12 protein-coding genes are annotated in these 16,008 nt (G+C 62.9%); 8 read left to right on the top strand and 4 right to left on the bottom strand.

Going from position 1 to position 16,008, the window contains the following annotated elements; translation table 11 throughout:
* Positions 1–11 precede the first annotated feature (11 nt).
* The 7 genes from AC4PS7_RS27650 (at position 12) to AC4PS7_RS27620 (ending at position 6,361) form a co-directional block, all read left to right on the top strand.
* Positions 12–890 carry an alpha/beta hydrolase gene (locus tag AC4PS7_RS27650; RefSeq protein WP_492179849.1) on the top strand — a complete coding sequence of 293 codons (879 nt, stop codon included), beginning with the start codon at positions 12–14 and terminating at the stop codon, positions 888–890.
* Positions 877–2,070 (top strand): enolase C-terminal domain-like protein, encoded by a 1,194-nt coding sequence (locus tag AC4PS7_RS27645; RefSeq protein WP_010210566.1) that lies wholly within the window; start codon positions 877–879, stop codon positions 2,068–2,070. Before AC4PS7_RS27650 ends, AC4PS7_RS27645 begins: the two co-directional genes overlap by 14 nt.
* Entirely contained in the window at positions 2,067–3,788 is a 1,722-nt protein-coding gene (locus AC4PS7_RS27640) for a thiamine pyrophosphate-binding protein (RefSeq protein ID WP_465822587.1), read from the top strand. Before AC4PS7_RS27645 ends, AC4PS7_RS27640 begins: the two co-directional genes overlap by 4 nt.
* 9 nt (positions 3,789–3,797) lie before the next feature.
* Positions 3,798–4,670: a sugar transporter gene (locus AC4PS7_RS27635; RefSeq protein ID WP_042571169.1), complete on the top strand. Its 873-nt coding sequence runs from the start codon at positions 3,798–3,800 to the stop codon at positions 4,668–4,670.
* Entirely contained in the window at positions 4,663–4,983 is a 321-nt protein-coding gene (locus tag AC4PS7_RS27630) for a Dabb family protein (protein WP_010210569.1), read from the top strand. Before AC4PS7_RS27635 ends, AC4PS7_RS27630 begins: the two co-directional genes overlap by 8 nt.
* Positions 4,970–5,680 (top strand): SDR family oxidoreductase, encoded by a 711-nt coding sequence (locus AC4PS7_RS27625; protein WP_010210570.1) that lies wholly within the window; start codon positions 4,970–4,972, stop codon positions 5,678–5,680. The genes AC4PS7_RS27630 and AC4PS7_RS27625 overlap by 14 nt, the downstream gene beginning before the upstream one ends.
* A gap of 108 nt (positions 5,681–5,788) precedes the next feature.
* Positions 5,789–6,361, top strand: a complete 573-nt coding sequence (locus AC4PS7_RS27620; protein WP_010210571.1) for a TetR/AcrR family transcriptional regulator — start codon at positions 5,789–5,791, stop codon at positions 6,359–6,361.
* Between the two features lie 127 nt (positions 6,362–6,488).
* Here the strand turns inward: AC4PS7_RS27620 and AC4PS7_RS27615 are convergent, their stop codons facing one another.
* Positions 6,489–7,478: a helix-turn-helix domain-containing protein gene (locus AC4PS7_RS27615; RefSeq protein WP_042571171.1), complete on the bottom strand. Its 990-nt coding sequence runs from the start codon at positions 7,476–7,478 to the stop codon at positions 6,489–6,491.
* Positions 7,479–7,709: 231 nt separating this feature from the next.
* Between AC4PS7_RS27615 and AC4PS7_RS27610 the strand changes: the two genes are divergently transcribed.
* The gene (locus tag AC4PS7_RS27610) at positions 7,710–9,764 is read left to right on the top strand and encodes a TonB-dependent receptor (protein WP_010210573.1); all 2,055 of its coding nucleotides are present in this window, start codon (positions 7,710–7,712) and stop codon (positions 9,762–9,764) included.
* A 124-nt stretch (positions 9,765–9,888) separates the two neighbouring features.
* Here AC4PS7_RS27610 and AC4PS7_RS27605 read toward each other — a convergent pair whose 3' ends face one another.
* Genes AC4PS7_RS27605 through AC4PS7_RS27595 form a run of 3 tightly spaced genes read right to left on the bottom strand, consistent with a single transcriptional unit; the run spans position 9,889 to position 16,004 of the window.
* Positions 9,889–12,036: a TonB-dependent receptor gene (locus AC4PS7_RS27605; protein ID WP_256454670.1), complete on the bottom strand. Its 2,148-nt coding sequence runs from the start codon at positions 12,034–12,036 to the stop codon at positions 9,889–9,891.
* Positions 12,037–12,069: 33 nt separating this feature from the next.
* Positions 12,070–15,123, bottom strand: coding sequence for an ABC-2 transporter permease (locus AC4PS7_RS27600; protein WP_044287158.1), 3,054 nt, complete (start codon positions 15,121–15,123; stop codon positions 12,070–12,072).
* Complete coding sequence (locus AC4PS7_RS27595) at positions 15,120–16,004, bottom strand: ABC transporter ATP-binding protein (protein WP_010210577.1); 885 nt, start codon at positions 16,002–16,004, stop codon at positions 15,120–15,122. The genes AC4PS7_RS27600 and AC4PS7_RS27595 overlap by 4 nt, the downstream gene beginning before the upstream one ends.
* Positions 16,005–16,008: the final 4 nt, after the last annotated feature.

Below are 16,008 nucleotides of genomic sequence, written 5' to 3'. Positions count from 1 at the left end.
GAGAGGCACTCATGAACATGCACTTGTTTCAGCACAACATTGCGCGTGAAGTCCACTACCTGGCTCAGGCAGACCGGCGGATGGCCCTGCATGCCTGGCGCCCGCAGCAGCCGCAAGGCGCCATCCTGTATTTTCATGGGCTGCAAAGCCACGCCGGTTGGTTGTGGTCGGTAGGTAATGCATTCGCCAACCTGGGCATCGCGTTCTACGCCCTGGACCGCGAAGGATGCGGTATCAGCAGCGGTCAGAAACATGGGTTCCCGGACGTGCGTACGTTGCACACGGATGCCTCGGCCGCCATCGAACACATTCGTCGCGAAGTGCCCGACGATGTGCCGCTTTGCCTGTTCGGGCACTGCCTGGGCGGATCGGTGCTGGCCGCCATCGCAAGCAGCCCCCGCGCCGAGCTGCCCTATGACAATCTCGTCATCTGTTCGGCCTGGCTGGGCAAAATGCATGACCGGCTCAGTGAACAGGAGCGGGCCGACATCGATCTGGACGACAGGCAGACGCTGTGGGATGCGGGGCTCAACCCGGACGACTTCACCGCCAACCCGAATCTGGCCGAATTCATCCGCAACGACACGCTGGCCACCACTCATTTGCAACATCGAGAGCGGAAAAAATTGCTGGCGCTGGAAAAGGTCTACCTGGCGGCCGATGCCCGACCCATCGACGCCCCCAGCCTGTTTATCTGCGCCAACAAAGACCCGCTGGTGGATGTGAACGTCACCGTTGGTCACTTCCAGCACCTGTGCCGCAACGGCTCTACCCTGCTGGTCAATCAGGACAAGCACTACCTGTTTTTCACCCCCGCGATGGGCCAGGTGGTGCAGTTCACCGCAGATTTCGTCAAGGCCAACGGACGCTACGCCTATGACGCCGCCTGAGGTCTACCTGGTACGCCAGCCCATGGCCAACCCGTTCGTGCATGGCGCCCACCAACGCCACACTTCAGACAGTGTGGTGCTCAGTTGGACGCTCGGCGCCTTTACAGGGATCGGTGAATGCGCGCCGCGCCGCTACGTGACAGGCGAAGACTGCGAGTCGGTGCTGACCCAACTGCGCAGCCTTGACTTCGCGCACTTGGCAAAAGCATTGGCCAGCGGCGACCCGGTCGACCGGGGGCGCGCGCTATATGAACATGGCCTGCCATTCGAGGCCAGTGAGAACCTGGGTAACAACACGCGGTGCGTGGTGGAAATGGCGATACTCGACTCGCTGGCCCAACAGGCCGGCCTGCCATTGTCCACCTACCTGCTGCGCATCACCGAGGCCGTCGCGACGGCACGCCGCACCGTGCCCGCGCACATCAACATCACCCAGGTACTCGACCTGTCGCAACCGGTTCAGGCGTTCCTTGAACAGCGCAAACCGTTGCGCTCGCTCAAGCTCAAACTGGCCGGTGATCCGCACGCCAACCAACAACGCCTGGAAACCATCCGGGCACTGGCGCCGCCCCTGGCGTTGTACGTCGACCCGAACATGAGTTGGTCGGCCGAACAACTCCACGGCAGCGCGCGACAGTTTCATGCACTGGGTGTCGCGCTGTTCGAGGAACCCTTGCCGCCCGGCAGCCTGGAGGATTACCGCCAGGCGAGGCTCAAGCATGGCGTGGCAATCATGCTCGACGAGTCGGTCACCTCAGCGTCCAGCCTGGCGCGGGCGTGGCAACACCAGGCGCTGGATGCGGTGAACCTTCGGATCGCCAAATGCGGTGGGCTGTTGGCCAGTGCGCGAATGATCGAGCAGTGCCACGCGTGGGGGCTGCCCGTTTACCTTGGCGTGCAAGTTGCCGAAGTCGGACCGCTGATCGCCGCGCACCGTGCGCTGCTCACGGCCTACGAGGGTTTTATCGGCGTGGAAGCCGGGCAACACGATCGTTTTTTCCACACCGACCTGCTCGAACCGATGCCAGCCATTGATAGAGAACACAACGCCATTCACTTGCCCGTTCCGACGCGAACAGGCCTTGGCTGCCGCCTGACGTCCCATGTGCAGCCCTACCACTGTGCAACCGGTGTCGACAGACACCCCAACGAATCTCTTCACATGGAGCGTGCACGATGAAGTATTTCTCCGATCTGCTTGTCGATCTTCTGATCAACCAGGGCATTGAGTACGTCTGCTTCAACCCCGGCGCGTCATTTCGCGGCATTCATGACTCGCTGGTGCATCACCCCGACCCGGCCGTACCGGCCATCCTGATGTGCTGCCACGAGGAAATTTCGGTGGCAATGGCCCACGGTTATTACAAGGCCAGCGGCAAGCATATGGCGGTGCTGGTACATGCCAATATCGGCTTGCAGCACGCGAGCATGGCCATCTTCAACGCCTGGTGCGATCGGGTCCCGCTGTTGGTGCTCGGCGGCAACGGGCCGATCGACGCCGCACTGCGTCGCCCCTGGATCGACTGGATCCACACGTCCCAGGGCATCGACAAGTTGCTCTCGGGTTACACCAAATGGACCGATATGCCGGTCTCCCAAGCCGCCACGCTGGAATCGGTGCAACGGGCGCTCAAGCTGTGCGCGGCCGAACCTCACGCCCCTTGTTATGTCGCCATCGACAGTGCAGTTCAAGAAGAGTCACTGGCGCCGGGACTCTTGCTGCCATCCGGCGCGGTACGCCCGGAACGCCTGCCGGCACTGGACGATGAGCAACTGAACGAACTGGTGGACCGCATGCTGGCGGCGCATCACCCCGTGATCGCGATTGATTACGCCGCACTGGACGATGAGCAGGCCGAGCAAACGCTGAGGCTCGCCACCCTCACAGGCGCGGCGGTGATTTCACGTAACGGCCGCTACAACGTGCCCAATACCCATCCGCTGGTGTTCCAGGACCACGATGCGCAACTGATGAGCGAGTGCGACTTTCTGCTGGCCTTGGAAGTCCAGGATCTTTATGGGCTGCTCGCCAACTCCGGACAGCAACCCCACGCTGGTCTTTACATCGCGACCCTGGGCACCCACTCGTTGTTGATCAGCAGTTGGGTGGCCGACAGCCAGAAGCTGGTGTGCGCCGACCTGGCGCTGCACGCCAATGTGGCGGCCTCCATCACGCGTATCGCACAGGCGGCGCAGGCGTTGGCGGCGTCTCGCACTCACACGGCACAGACGTTGGTCGATGAGCGCACCCAGCGCATTGCGGCCCACAAGCAGGCGCGTCGCCAGGCGCTGCTGGCGCAAGTCACCCAACCCGCCGACGGCTTGACCATCGCCCAGGCGCTGATCGCTATCCACGAAGCCATCGGGCATGAACGTTGGGTACTCACCAACACTGGCAGCGTGACAATCGACACCCTGGTGCGCGGGCTCTGGCCCATCGAGCGCAGTGAAGCGTATATCGGCATGAGCGGCGGCGCCGGGCTGGGTTATGGCCTGGGCGCAGCCATCGGTGCGGCCGTCGCCCACAAAGGCAGCGGCCGGCTGTGCGTCAATCTGCAATCGGATGGCGACCTGCTCTATACCCCAAGCGCCTTGTGGACCTTGTCCGCCTACGACATTCCCCTGCTGGTGCTGGTGATCAACAACCGTCTCTACCTCAATTCCAAGCAGCACGCCGAACGGATTGCCGACCTGCGTCAACGGCCCAGCGACCTGTCCAATCTGGCGACCAGCTTTCATGAGAACGAGGTGGACTTCGTCGCCCTGGCGAAAACCTTTGACCTCTATAGCCCTGGCAGTGCCGAGACACCGGCGCAGATCGGGGAAAAGATCGCCGACTGCCTGTCCTACATGCGCACCTACGGCAAGCCTGCCCTGCTCGAAATCAAGACCCTCTAGGAGCTTCCCATGTCGATCATTTTCGAATGCGCGCGGGATGGCCAGCGCTACGTCACCCGCCCCAGCTCCACCGGGCCCTACACCCTTTATCCGGTGAGCGACCTGTACACGCTGCTGCGCGACACACCGGCGGGCGAATACCCCGGCGGGCCGCTGGAATACCTGCGCGAGCACAGCCCTGCGCCGTTGACCGTTGCGGACCTTGCCGGCTTCGAGCTGCTGCCCTGCCTGCAACCGCCCGACCCACGCCAAGGCATGGTGTGCGGCTTTGGCCTGACCCATCAGAGCAAAGTCGCGGAACCACCGCAACACGGCGAGCGCCCGGCCTTCTTTATCAAGGGCTTTGCCGACTCCCTCAAGCGCAGCGGCGACGTACTGCGCATGAACCGCGGCGCACTCTCGGCATGCGAAGAAGCTGAAGTGGTAGCGCTGTTTCTGGTGGCCGATAACAGTCGCCCGACCTATATCGGCTACACCTTCGGCAACGACCTGACCGATATCGCCCTGGCCAAATCCAAGCGCAACTACCTGGCCTACGCCAAGTTACAACCCAGCGCCATCTCCCACCTGCTCTACCGCCAGCCCCTGCCCGAACTGATACAGGGCAAGACATCCATCTACCGCGCGGGCGACCTGCACTGGGAGCAAGGCTTCAGCACCGGCCTGTCGTGCCTGTGCTATGACGCCGACGACCTGTTCGAAACCCTTTGGCAGCACCCGTCGCTGCGCCTGCCCGGCACGCTGATCTACCTGTACCTGGGCGCCGATCGCAACAGCGCCGATGCCGGTATCCACCTTAGCCACGGCGATACCGTGGTGTGCGATTTCGACAACGGCCCGCGCCTGAGCAACTTGATCGAATGGGAGAACGTTCATGTTTAAACGCATTGTTTTGCTCAAAAGCCCTGACGCGGCCGCCGTATCCACGCTGCTGCAGGAACTGCACGCATTTCCCGGCCAGGTGCCAGGCTTGGTAGCGGTGGAGGTGATCGCAGACAGCGGCGAGCGGTCACTGGGCTTCGACCAGGGTTTTATCCTCACGTTTACCGACGAGTCGGTACTCCCCGGCTGGCGGGAACATCCGCTGCACGCGGGTTTCCGCCCCAGGTTGCGCGCGTTGTGCCAGATGTTGATTTTCGATTACCCGCACCCTGCGCCCGCACACCAGAAGGAAGACCACTATGCCTACGTTTGAACCCACTACTGAGGTGTTGGTCATCGGCGGCTCTGCCGGGATCGGTTTTGCAATCGCCAAACTGTTCCACCAGCAAGGAGCGAGAGTCACCTTGGCCGGGCGCAGTGCGACGCGGTTGCATCGCGCTGCGCACGACATCGGCCCGAACGTGGCAACCGAGGCACTGGACGTTACGCAACCGGCGCAGCTGGAGGATTTTTTCTCCCGGCCGACGCGCTGGAAGCATATTGTCGTCACCGCCGCCTCGCTGACCTTCGGCCCACTGCGTAGCGTTTCTCTGGAGGATGCCCAGCGCATCTTCGACAGCAAGTTCTGGGCGGCTTATCACATTGCCCGGCTCGCCACCTTTGACGAGCACAGCTCGCTCACGCTGGTCTCCGGGCGCTTTGCCCAGCGCGCCGGTGCGCAAACTGCGCTGATCAGCGCAGTCAATGCCGGCATCGAGGGGCTGGCACGTGGGCTGGCCAGCGAACTCTCACCGGTGCGGGTCAACGTGCTCTCACCGGGCTTTGTCGACACTGGCATGCATCCCGAAGCCCTGGTAGAAAAAATGCGCCAGCGCAGCCAAGCACTGCCGGTCAAGCGCATCGCGCTTCCTGAGGATATCGCCTCGGCCGCCCTGTTGCTGGCGACCAACTCAATGATCAGCGGCACCGTACTGGCCGTGGATGGCGGCGATACGGTGACATTGACCTGAGGTTTGCGACGCATGGGCGAAATACTGAATCAAGACTGAGATAGACTGGTCTATATCAGAATGTTACGGTTTTCGCCCATTTCTACTGCCCGAGCCTGGAGTTCCGAGTTGTCTGTATCGAAAAAGCAGCATGTCGTCGACACTGCTACCAGCCTGTTTTCCCAATACGGTTTTCACCCCGTGGGCGTCGACTGGATCATTGAAGCCTCTGGCGTCGCCAGGATGACGATGTACCGTAATTTCGCGGGTAAAGAAGACTTAGTCAAAACCGTGCTGTTACAGCGCTCGGATCATCTGCTCAAGCAATTGAAGATGCGCATGGACGAAAAGCCCAGTCTGGAAGAGAAGATCATCTCGATCTTTGATTGGCGAGGTCAGTGGTTCTGCTCGACCAGCTTCGCAGGCTGTTTGTTCGGCCGAGCGGTGGCCGAATTCCCGGACCGCTCGGATATCCGAGAGATCGCCCTCGATTACAAGCGCAAGCTGCATGGACTTGTAGAAGACGAAATAACCCGCCACTACCCCCAAGAGACCGCCACGACACTCGCGACCTACATCATTATGCTGCTGGACGGGGCGACGGTGAGTGCCCATGCGTTCAGTGGAAGTCACTATGCGAGTGATGCATGCGATGCGGCGCTAATGTTGCTTCGATTTAACGTAGGCAAGCAAATTCGCTGAACGGCTCGTTGCCGCTAGGGCGGCACCAATCCATTGCGCTCAATAAGCGGGGGCCGTCAAATTCCCCCGGTACTTCGGGGCTGGCGCAGGCTATTAGACCTATCGCGATAGCCGCTATTGAAACGGTCTATGAAGCATTAATCCCAAATGATTTGCTTCTGCCGCCGTTCTTGAAAGTCGATGGGTTGATTCCAAACTGCTTGCGAAACGCCGTCGCAAAATGACTCGCGTTGGCGTACCCCAGGTCCGAGGCAATGCGCATCACGGATTCATCACCGCTCATCAAGCGGCTGCGTGCCTGAATCATTCGTGCTTGCTGGAACACGCCGTAGACACTGTTGAAAAACAGTTGGCGAAACCCGCGTGTCAGCTTGGGTTGGCTCAACCCGGACTCACGCGCCAACTCCGACAGGCTCGGCGCCTTGCCCAGGTCTTCGAGCAGACGCTCACGGGCACGCACCAACCTTTGGCGGTCGGTGTTACTGACGCGACAGGTGCATTCAGCGTCCTGGCGCACCTCAAGGAACAAACTCACCAGCGTAACGCTCTGCCCGTAGAGCCATAGACTGCTGCGCGGCTGGGCGGGTGACAGTCCGGCCCCCTGATCCATAGCGCTGCCGAGCAGGTGCGCAGTCGCGCTCATTTCGCCACTGCGGTGTCCATCGAGGAAGCATTGGTCACAGGCCAGCGCTTTGTTCAACAGTGGATCGAGTTTTAACTCCCATTGCTCAAGCACTTCAGGACGAATCATCACGGTGATGTTATCGATCTCGCCGTGCTGGTGATACAGGCCATGGCGGCAACGCCCGAAGCTGATGCTGCCGGCGCCCTCGTCAATTGCATAGCGCCGTTGCCGACGCCCCTCCTGAAAGCTGCACGAGGCTTTACCCTTGAGCAGGTTGGTGAAACTGAAATGGATGCAATCACTGTCGTCTTGCAAGGGCAATTCGATCGGCTGTTCGAACGTGCTTTGCCAACGCACGATGTCCAGCCCGTCCTGCAGCGACACGCGGGTCACGCGACAGTGCGCCCCTGGTCCGAGGTCGCTTCCATATCCTCCCGTAATGATTCGCGAGACCGGCATCGGCTCCCCTGCGCCTCCTTGAACGGCTGACATCGTAAATCTCCTGGCTGACCGGATACGGCTCGAATCAGATCACATCGGGGTGGAATTGTGCAATTGATAATTATTAGCATCTGGCGCGCTGCACAGGCTCCGCCAAATCGCCGCTGCCCCCCGCAACGCGCGCCGATCAGAATCTTCAGTCAAGGTCCCATCATGTCTGCACGATGCAACACGACGGCTACCCGCCAATTTTGCTACAAACGTAATATTATAACAATAGTCATGAGTTTGACACTGGCCAATTCGGCACTCGCCACCACCATCAGCGAGCCCGTGCAACTGCCGGCCTCGACGGTGACTGCGCGCATGGAGCAGGAAGACCCGAAGGAAGTGCCCATCAGCCTCAGCGTGATCAGCGGCGAGCAACTGCGCACCCAACGCCTCGACACCCTGGAGAGTGCCCTGCGCAACACTTCCGGAGTGAGCGTCAACTCCTCAGGAGGGCCGAATGACTTCAACGTACTGATCCGCGGCGTCGGTTCGCTGTACCAGATGTCGATGGATGACAGCTCGGTGGCATTCAATATCGACGGTGTGCCGGTGTCGTCGCGCAGCCTCGGTTTCGGCACCCTGGACGTCGATCGCATCGAAGTACTCAAGGGGCCCCAGGGCACGCTGTCCGGTGCGATTGGCCAGGCGGGCGCGGTCAATATCACCACGCATCAACCGACCCGCGAACTTGAAGGTTATGTGCGCGGCGAAGTCGGCCAGGAAGGCCAGTTCCTCACCGAAGGTGCCATCGGCGGGCCGATCAGCGACAGCCTCAGCGGTCGCCTGGCAGTGCGTCGTGCCGGCTATGACAGCTGGATCGACAACGACCAGACCAACCACCCCATCACCAAGCCGCGTAACGAAGCCTACCGAGGCAGCCTGCTCTGGGACCTCAACGATGACACCCATGTGCTGGTCAGCGCCGAACGCCAGAACACCGAGCGCGCCACCAACTCCCTGGTGTTGCGTCCCTACGGCAGCGACCCCAGCCTGAACCTGACCCCCGGCCTGTTCGACGACAACTACAAGACCACCGAGCGCTACACCATCAAGGTCGATCATGATTTCGCCAACAGCCGCCTGACCTCCACCACCGCCACCGGCACCGCCGACTTCGAAGGCCTGATCGCCTACGACAGCAAACTCATGGGCGCCCTGTACGGCACCCCCAGCGAGTTTTGGGTGGTGGACAAATCCTTCGAGCGCAGTTGGAGCCAGGACCTGCACTTGAGTTCGCTGCCCGACTCCGAGGTGTTCTGGGTTGCGGGCCTCGCCGCCAGCCGCAACGAGCGCAGCTACGACACGCCGCGCAACACCTACGGCACCTCCGGCGCCAAGTACCGCGATTTCACCACCACCACCTACGCCGGATATGGCGAAATGACCTTCCCCCTCACCGAGCGCTTGAAACTCACCACCGGCTACCGCCACTCCTGGGACCGCAAGACCTACGACGGCCAATACTTCTCCGGCAGCAGTGCAGTGCAGGACTCACGCAAGCTGACCGACGACTACGGCACCGGCCGCGTTGCCCTGAGCTACGCCCTCACGCCGCAAACCAACGTCTACGTGCAACTGGCGCGGGGCTATAAATCCGGTGGTTTCAATGACTACGCCTCGCAGGTCACCGACAGCGAACCCTACAAGGCCGCCGTCAGCAAAGCCGCGGAACTGGGCTTCAAGAGTGAAACTGAAGACCGTCGCGGCAGCCTTAACGGTGCGCTGTTCTTCACCCGCGTGCACGACGACCACCTGCTCGGCTACGACGCGGCGACCTTCGCCACCAATGCCTTCAACGCCGACACCCGCACCCGCGGCGCCGAATTGGAGGGCAGCTGGCGCTTCGACTACGGCCTGACCCTGGCCGCCAGCGCCACCTACCTCGATGCCAAGATCACCAGCGGCGTGCAAGGCATCCAGGCTGGTGACGTCGCGGCCGGCAACCGCACTCCGGATGTCCCGCGCTGGAGCGGCAACTTCAACGCCAGCTGGAAACACCCACTGGGCACCTTCGCCAGCCTCGGCGAAACCACCCTCAACACCAGCCTCAACTACCACTTGATGGGCGAACGCGCGGCCGACCCGCAAAACCACTTCAACCTGGACAACTACGAGAAACTCGACCTGCGCGCCGGCCTGGAAGGCAAGTTCGGCGAAGTCTATGCCTTCGCCGACAACCTGCTGAACCAGACCTACGACACCTACGGTTTCTACAGTGACCCGGTGGCCTACGGTGCACCGGCACGCCGCCGAACCTTGGGCGTCGGCTACACCTACACGTTCTGACCCTCCCCCCTGTCGGCGCGAGCTTGCCCGCGAAAAACGTCAACGCTAACCGAGCAACCTGATTTAACGCGGCACCGGGACGCTCTTTCGCGAGAAAGCTCGCTCTTACAGGGGCAGATGTGGGTCAGAACTGGTAGCTATACCCCACGCCCGCCGAACGCCCGCGCCCTGGCATGCCCGTTAGTACCTGGTCAGTGGAGTACGAGCCGTACAGGTCGTAGCGCGCATCCAGGAGGTTGTCGGCCCACAGGTAGACCTCCGAACCGCCACTCTCCAGGCCCAGGTGCAGGTCCAGCTTGGCGTAGCCCTTGAGGTCGTAGTGGTTCTGCGGGTCGGCCGGGCGGTTTTTCTGTACGCGGTAATTGAGCAAGGTGTTCAGGCGTGGCGCCGGTAACCCGAGCAACGCCCCCAGGTTCTTCTGCCAGGCGACGCTGAAATTACCGCTCCACAGCGGCACATCCGGCACGCGACTGCCCGCCGCTACGTCACCGCCGGAAACACCCGGCGCATCCGACGTCACCACTGCATTTGTGTAGCTCACGGCACTGCCCAAGGTCAGCTCATCGGTGACGTGCCAGGTAGTCGACAACTCGGCGCCCTTGCTGCGGGTGTCGGCATTCACCGCGCTGACCGCCAGGGTGTTGAAATCGTAGCCCAGCAGGTGGTCGTCCTGTACGCGGGTGATGAACAACGCCCCTTCCAGGCTCAGGTCGCCCCCGGCACTTTCATGCTTGAAGCCCAACTCGGCGGAATTTACCTTGGCCGCCTTGTAAGGTTCGCTGTCCTTGACCGACGTGGCGTAATCGTTGAACCCCGCCGACTTGTAGCCCCGCGACAGCACCGCATACACATTGGTCTGCGGCGTCAGCGCGTAGCTCAACGCCACGCGCCCGGTGCTGTAATTGTCCTGCAATCGCCGGCTGTCGCTGACCAGCGCGCCGCCAGTGGAGTAATCGCCACCATAGGTCTTGCGGTCCCAGGTATGACGCAGGCCGGTGGTGAGTTTCCAGTCTTCGGCAATTGGGTACGTCACCTCACCATACGCCGCGTAACTGTTGGTGCTGAAGTCGCGCAACTGCTGCGCGCCGTTGGTGAGATTGTTGGAGTCGAAACTGCGCTCGGAGCGCGACAAGTTGAGCCCCGTCACCCAAAACACATCGGCATCCGCCAGCGACCCCAGGCGCAGGTCCTGGCTCCATACCCGCTCATGGGCCGAGTCTTCGATCAGGTATTCGAACGCAGAACCGTACAACGCCCGCGTGATGTTGCGATCGTAGCCCTTGACCGCATTGAAATCGGTGCTGGTGTAGGCACTGATCGAGGTGATGCGCGACTGCGCCAGGTCGTGGTTGAGTTCGAAGGAGTAACGCTCATTGGTCTTCTGGTTGCCATCGAATGTGCCGGGCGTGTAGTCCAGGCTCGGGCGATTGCCAAACGGGCGTAGCAGCTCCAGGCCCGCATAGTGCTCGGCGCGCTGGCGCTCGGCGGTCAGCAAGCCGGTGGTACCCTGGTCGTTATCCCACAGCAGGCTGCCGCGCAGCGCCAGGTCTCGGGGTTTGGTCAGCGGGTCGCCGTCCTGTTGATCATCGACCCAGTTATCAAAGCCGCTGCGACGCACGGCGATACGCCCCGCCAGCGAGTCGGTCAACGGCCCGCCCACGGCACCTTCGGTCATGAACTGGCCTTGGTTGCCCACTTCGCCACGCACATACCCCTCCAGCTCGCGCGTCGGCTTACGGGTGGTCACGTTGATCGCGCCCGCCTCGCTGTTGCGCCCCAGCAACGTGCCCTGGGGGCCTTTGAGCACCTCCACCTGCTGCACGTCGAGGGTGGCCAGCGCCGCATTGCGCACTGACATCGGCACGCCGTCCACATTCAACACCACCGAGCCGTCATCCATGCTCATCTGGTTCAGTGACCCGACGCCACGGATACGCACATTGGCGTCATTCGCGCCGCCCCAGGAGTTCACCTCCACCCCCGGCGTGGTCCGCAGCGCGTCTTCCAGGGTACGCAGGCGCCGGGTCTCCAGGGTCTTCCCATCGATCACCGAGAGACCAAAGGGAATATCCTTGGCACTCTCCTGGCTCAACCGCGCGCTGACCGTCAGCGGAGCCAGTTCAATGGACTCCGCGGGGGCCTCCGGCTGATAGTCAGCGGCATAGGCCGTGCACATCTGGCTGGACAAACCCAGCGCCATGGCCTGGGTCAAGACGTTGGCCCGCCAGCCGAGGGGACGGCGCAGCGGCTGGATAAACAGAGCAGATGACATGGAAAAACTCCAAAAGGCAGGGATGATTCAAATTCATTGAGCAGGCCCCCAGCGCGTGAGCGCGGCGGCGATCGCTTGCGGATCAGGCGCGCCCAGCAGAGGCTGGATCGCGGCCGGCCATCCCTGGCCGTTTCGGATAGCGGCAGTCATTGCCTTCAGTTGTTCGGGGCTTTGCGCAGCGGTCCATCCCAGGCTCGCCAGCACTGCATAAGTGGCGGCCCAGCCGTGTTCGCGGGCATCGGCCAGGGTGCCGACGGGTTCGCCGTCATTGCCCAGCGCGCGGGTCAGGTCATCGTCCATGAGCTTCACCAGAACCGCGCGAGCCTCAGGGCCGTCCACATCCGCCACACACAGCAAAGCGATCGCACCTGCTACGCCCTGGCTCAACCACAAGTAACCCGGCACCTGGCGCAGGTCGCTGGCATCAACCAGCATCCGTCGGGCGAGCAGTTCGGCGATATGCGCACGGCGTGCCGAGCGCCCGACGCCGGCAGCAGCCGCGTCCCAATCTGGCGATTGGGCGAGCAACAGGTGACCGTGGCTCAAGCGACTGGCGCCCATGCCGGTCGGCCACAAGCTCACGTCATCCACCGCCGGGCGACTGCCCAGGCGTCGCGCCACACAAGCGCTCATCAGGTCCAGGTCTTCACGCACTTCAACGGCAGTTTGCTGGCGACTGGCATCCGCCCGTGCCTGCAGGCTGTAGGCAAAATCCATGGGCGCTGAGCTGTGACCGCTAAAGGCCTGCCCGTCGATCTCAACATGCCATTGCCAGTCGCCCGCCGGTGCAACGGCCTCCACGGCGACGGCGGAATTCGTCGCCAAGGTAGGCACTTCGGGCGTCAAATCGGCCTCGCTGCGCTGCACCGGCGCACGCAACAGCCGCTCGCTGTCCAGACCCAGGCGCGGCATCACGCGGCGTGCTTCCAGCCATACGCCGTGCGGCCCCAGCCAGTAAGCTTCGCCTTCCGACGGCCAGCCGTTGGCGCTGACAATCCAGTTCAGCTCGACACTGCAAGCGTTCGTCGTGCACTGTGCCAGGGGCACGCGCAGGTGTTCGGTGGCCTGCTCGAACGTGACCGGTTGCCCCATCACGCTGACCGCCGTCACCCGCAGGCCTGGGGGCAACTCGGCATCCAGTTGGCGGGCGACCATGGCGTCCAGCGTCCACTGGCCCTCGACTTGACGCGCGGTTGAATCGACGCGCAACTGCACACGCCCGCCCGCCACCTGCCAGGCAGCCGCGCCGGCCAGCCAGCGCTGTTCCCAGGCGGCGCGCTCGGCACGTTCCTCGGCCACCGATTGGTAGTCGCCCTGCTCCACCAGGTAACGCTGCAAAGCCACGCCACTGCCCAGCAAACCCAAGGCGCCCAGAGCCAACATGGCAAGCGGCAACGGCTGGCGCAAGTCAGCGAAACGGCGTCGCTCGGGACCACGTGGTAACACCAGCGCCGCCACGCCGACCATCACCACGCAACCCGCAAGTTTCCAGCCCGCCAAGGTGCCGAGATAGGGCAACCAGGGTGCCCAGCCGGTGAGCTGTGACAACGCCACATGGGCCGGTATCCCCATCGCATAGGCGGGATAGCTGACCAGCCCCAGTTCGTGGTTGAGCACCAGGAAAAACGTCAGCAGCATCGACATGGCGTAAGCCAGCCCCGAGCGACGTATCAACGCATGCACCAGCACCGTCAGCGTGGCCAGTTCCAGCAGCGGCGGCGCGAACACCAGCGCCTGGTAAATCAGCACAAAGCCCGGTGCCAGGCTGTCGGGCGCAGCGATGGCGCTGATCAGCAGGCTGGCAATGCCCGGCACCAGCGCCAGGGTCACGGTGGCCAACAACACACAGGCCGTGCGGCCGAACAACCGCAGCCAGGTTGGCGCGGGCGTTGCCTGCAACATGGCACCCAGGCCTTCGACGTCATCACGACGGCACACCAGGCCTACCAGCGCCGCGACGATAAACGCGATCACCAGGAACAACGCGCTCGACAACAGCGGCAGGGTCAGATCCGCCCGTGGCACCATCGGCCCGCGCGCATGCCACACGCCGTGGACAAAGCCGCTGAGCACGCCCATCACCAATAGCAAGCCGAGCGCCACCCACCAGATCCGCCGAGCAAACAACTGGCGTACCTGCCAGCGCGCTTCATGCCACACGGCGTGCGCCCAACAACTGGCCGCCAATGGACCCGGCAACTGCACGTCACTGCTGCGCAGCATCGGTGGTTCCGCCAGCACCGCGCCGCTGCGGCGCCCCATCAGGCCCTGGCGAGTGGTGCGCGCCAATACCACGGCGAGTACCAGCAGCGGCAACACACACCACAGCGCACGGTTGAGCCAAAACCCCGGCGTCAACGCCAGCAGCGCCTGGGACTTCTGCGCGGCGCTCCAGGTTTCGATCTGGGCCTGAGCAAAGGTAAACAGCGACGGGTCCAGGCTGGCCGCCAACAGCGGGTTGATATGCCCGCCTTTGAGCACCACCACCGCAAACATCCACAACAGCATCAATACCGTCGCCAGGCCAAATGGCGCGGCCAGGCCACGGCTGCGCAACGCCAGCAGGTAATACAATGCGCCGATCCCGGTGCTTACCGGCAACAGCAAGGCAATCCAGGCAAACCCCAGCGCCGACCACACCGGCGCACCGATACTCGCCGCCGGCACCCAGCCGAGCCAGCCCAATACCGGGCTGACCAGGAAGCCGACAATCAACGAGCTGGCGAGCAACCCGCCCACCAGCGCCGCGCCGATAAAACGCCCCCACAGCAAGGCCGGCAACGACAGTGGCAAGGTCAGCAGTACCTCTTCCAACTGCGCCTTGCGGTCGCGCAGGGCCGGCTGTGCAAACACCCAGGCCCAGGCAAAAAACAGAAAGAACATGCAGCCGCATGACATCAGGTAAATCAAGCTCGGCGCATTACGGGCAATGTCGCTGGCGCCCATTTTCTGCACGTAGTCGGCATTTGTCAGGGACATCAGCAGGTAGCCGGTGAGGCCAAGAAACACCAGCAAGGGAATGCCGCTGCGCAGCCCGGCGCGGGCTTCCACCCAGGTTTCACGCAGCAGCAACGCGAAGGTATTCATGCGTCCACCGCCTCACCGGCCTGGGCCAGCGCCAGGTAATAGATATCTTCCAGGCGTGGCACGTGGGGGGTGAAGCGCGAGTCTGCCGGCCGCTCGCCATGCACGATCACGCGACTGCCTTCGGGGCTGGCGGCCACATGCAGGGCTGCGGGCAACGTTTCGCCGCGGCTGAATGGCGCTTCCCACAGTCGGCCCTGCTCGGCAGCGAGCAAATCGGCCGGTCGACCTTCGACAATAATCTGCCCGCCGGCCAACACTGCCAGGCGGCTGCACAGGTTCTCGACGTCTTCGACGATATGGGTCGAGAGCAGCACGATGGACTCGGCGGCGACATCCGCCAGCACCCGATGAAAACGGTTACGTTCGGCCGGGTCGAGGCCGGCCGTGGGTTCGTCGACGATCAGCAAGCGCGGCGAACCCACCAGCGCCATGGCGATACCGAACCGGCGCAACATGCCCCCCGAATAGGTCGCCAGCGCACGGTGAGCGGCCTGCTGCAGGTTGACTTTATGCAGCAGAGCCTCGATTTCCTCGCGGCGCTGGCGATTGTCGGTACGGCCCTTGAGCCAGGCGAAACGGTCGAGCAAATCCCGGGCACTCACGCCAGGGTACGCGCCCAATTGCTGCGGCAGGTAACCCAGACGGCGGCGTAGATGGTCGGGGCCGCGCAATACGTCCACGCCGTCCAGGTGAATGCTGCCGGCGTCCGGCTGCTGCAGGGTCGCCAGGGTGCGCATCAGGCTGCTCTTGCCCGCGCCGTTGGGACCGAGCAAACCATACATGCCGGGGCCAACACTCAGGTCCACGCCACGTAGCGCTTCGACGCCATTGTTGTAGCGCTTGCGCAGGCCGCGCACCTGTAAACCTGAATCGACTGACATCCGC

It is taken from the genome of Pseudomonas sp. DW-iso3, from assembly GCF_058725305.1.
The sequence above is the reverse complement of the archived record's forward strand: the minus strand, read 5'-3'. Positions and strand labels throughout refer to the sequence as shown.

Excerpts from the sequence above, each read along its gene's own strand:
- AC4PS7_RS27595 (WP_010210577.1), bottom strand. The coding sequence starts at position 16,004 with ATGTCAGTCGATTCAGGTTTACAGGTGCGCGGCCTGCGCAAGCGCTAC.
- AC4PS7_RS27605 (WP_256454670.1), bottom strand. The coding sequence starts at position 12,036 with ATGTCATCTGCTCTGTTTATCCAGCCGCTGCGCCGTCCCCTCGGCTGG.
- AC4PS7_RS27645 (WP_010210566.1), top strand. The coding sequence starts at position 877 with ATGACGCCGCCTGAGGTCTACCTGGTACGCCAGCCCATGGCCAACCCG.
- AC4PS7_RS27640 (WP_465822587.1), top strand. The coding sequence starts at position 2,067 with ATGAAGTATTTCTCCGATCTGCTTGTCGATCTTCTGATCAACCAGGGC.
- AC4PS7_RS27650 (WP_492179849.1), top strand. The coding sequence starts at position 12 with ATGAACATGCACTTGTTTCAGCACAACATTGCGCGTGAAGTCCACTAC.
- AC4PS7_RS27630 (WP_010210569.1), top strand. The coding sequence starts at position 4,663 with ATGTTTAAACGCATTGTTTTGCTCAAAAGCCCTGACGCGGCCGCCGTA.
- AC4PS7_RS27635 (WP_042571169.1), top strand. The coding sequence starts at position 3,798 with ATGTCGATCATTTTCGAATGCGCGCGGGATGGCCAGCGCTACGTCACC.
- AC4PS7_RS27600 (WP_044287158.1), bottom strand. The coding sequence starts at position 15,123 with ATGAATACCTTCGCGTTGCTGCTGCGTGAAACCTGGGTGGAAGCCCGC.
- AC4PS7_RS27615 (WP_042571171.1), bottom strand. The coding sequence starts at position 7,478 with ATGTCAGCCGTTCAAGGAGGCGCAGGGGAGCCGATGCCGGTCTCGCGA.
- AC4PS7_RS27625 (WP_010210570.1), top strand. The coding sequence starts at position 4,970 with ATGCCTACGTTTGAACCCACTACTGAGGTGTTGGTCATCGGCGGCTCT.
- AC4PS7_RS27610 (WP_010210573.1), top strand. The coding sequence starts at position 7,710 with ATGAGTTTGACACTGGCCAATTCGGCACTCGCCACCACCATCAGCGAG.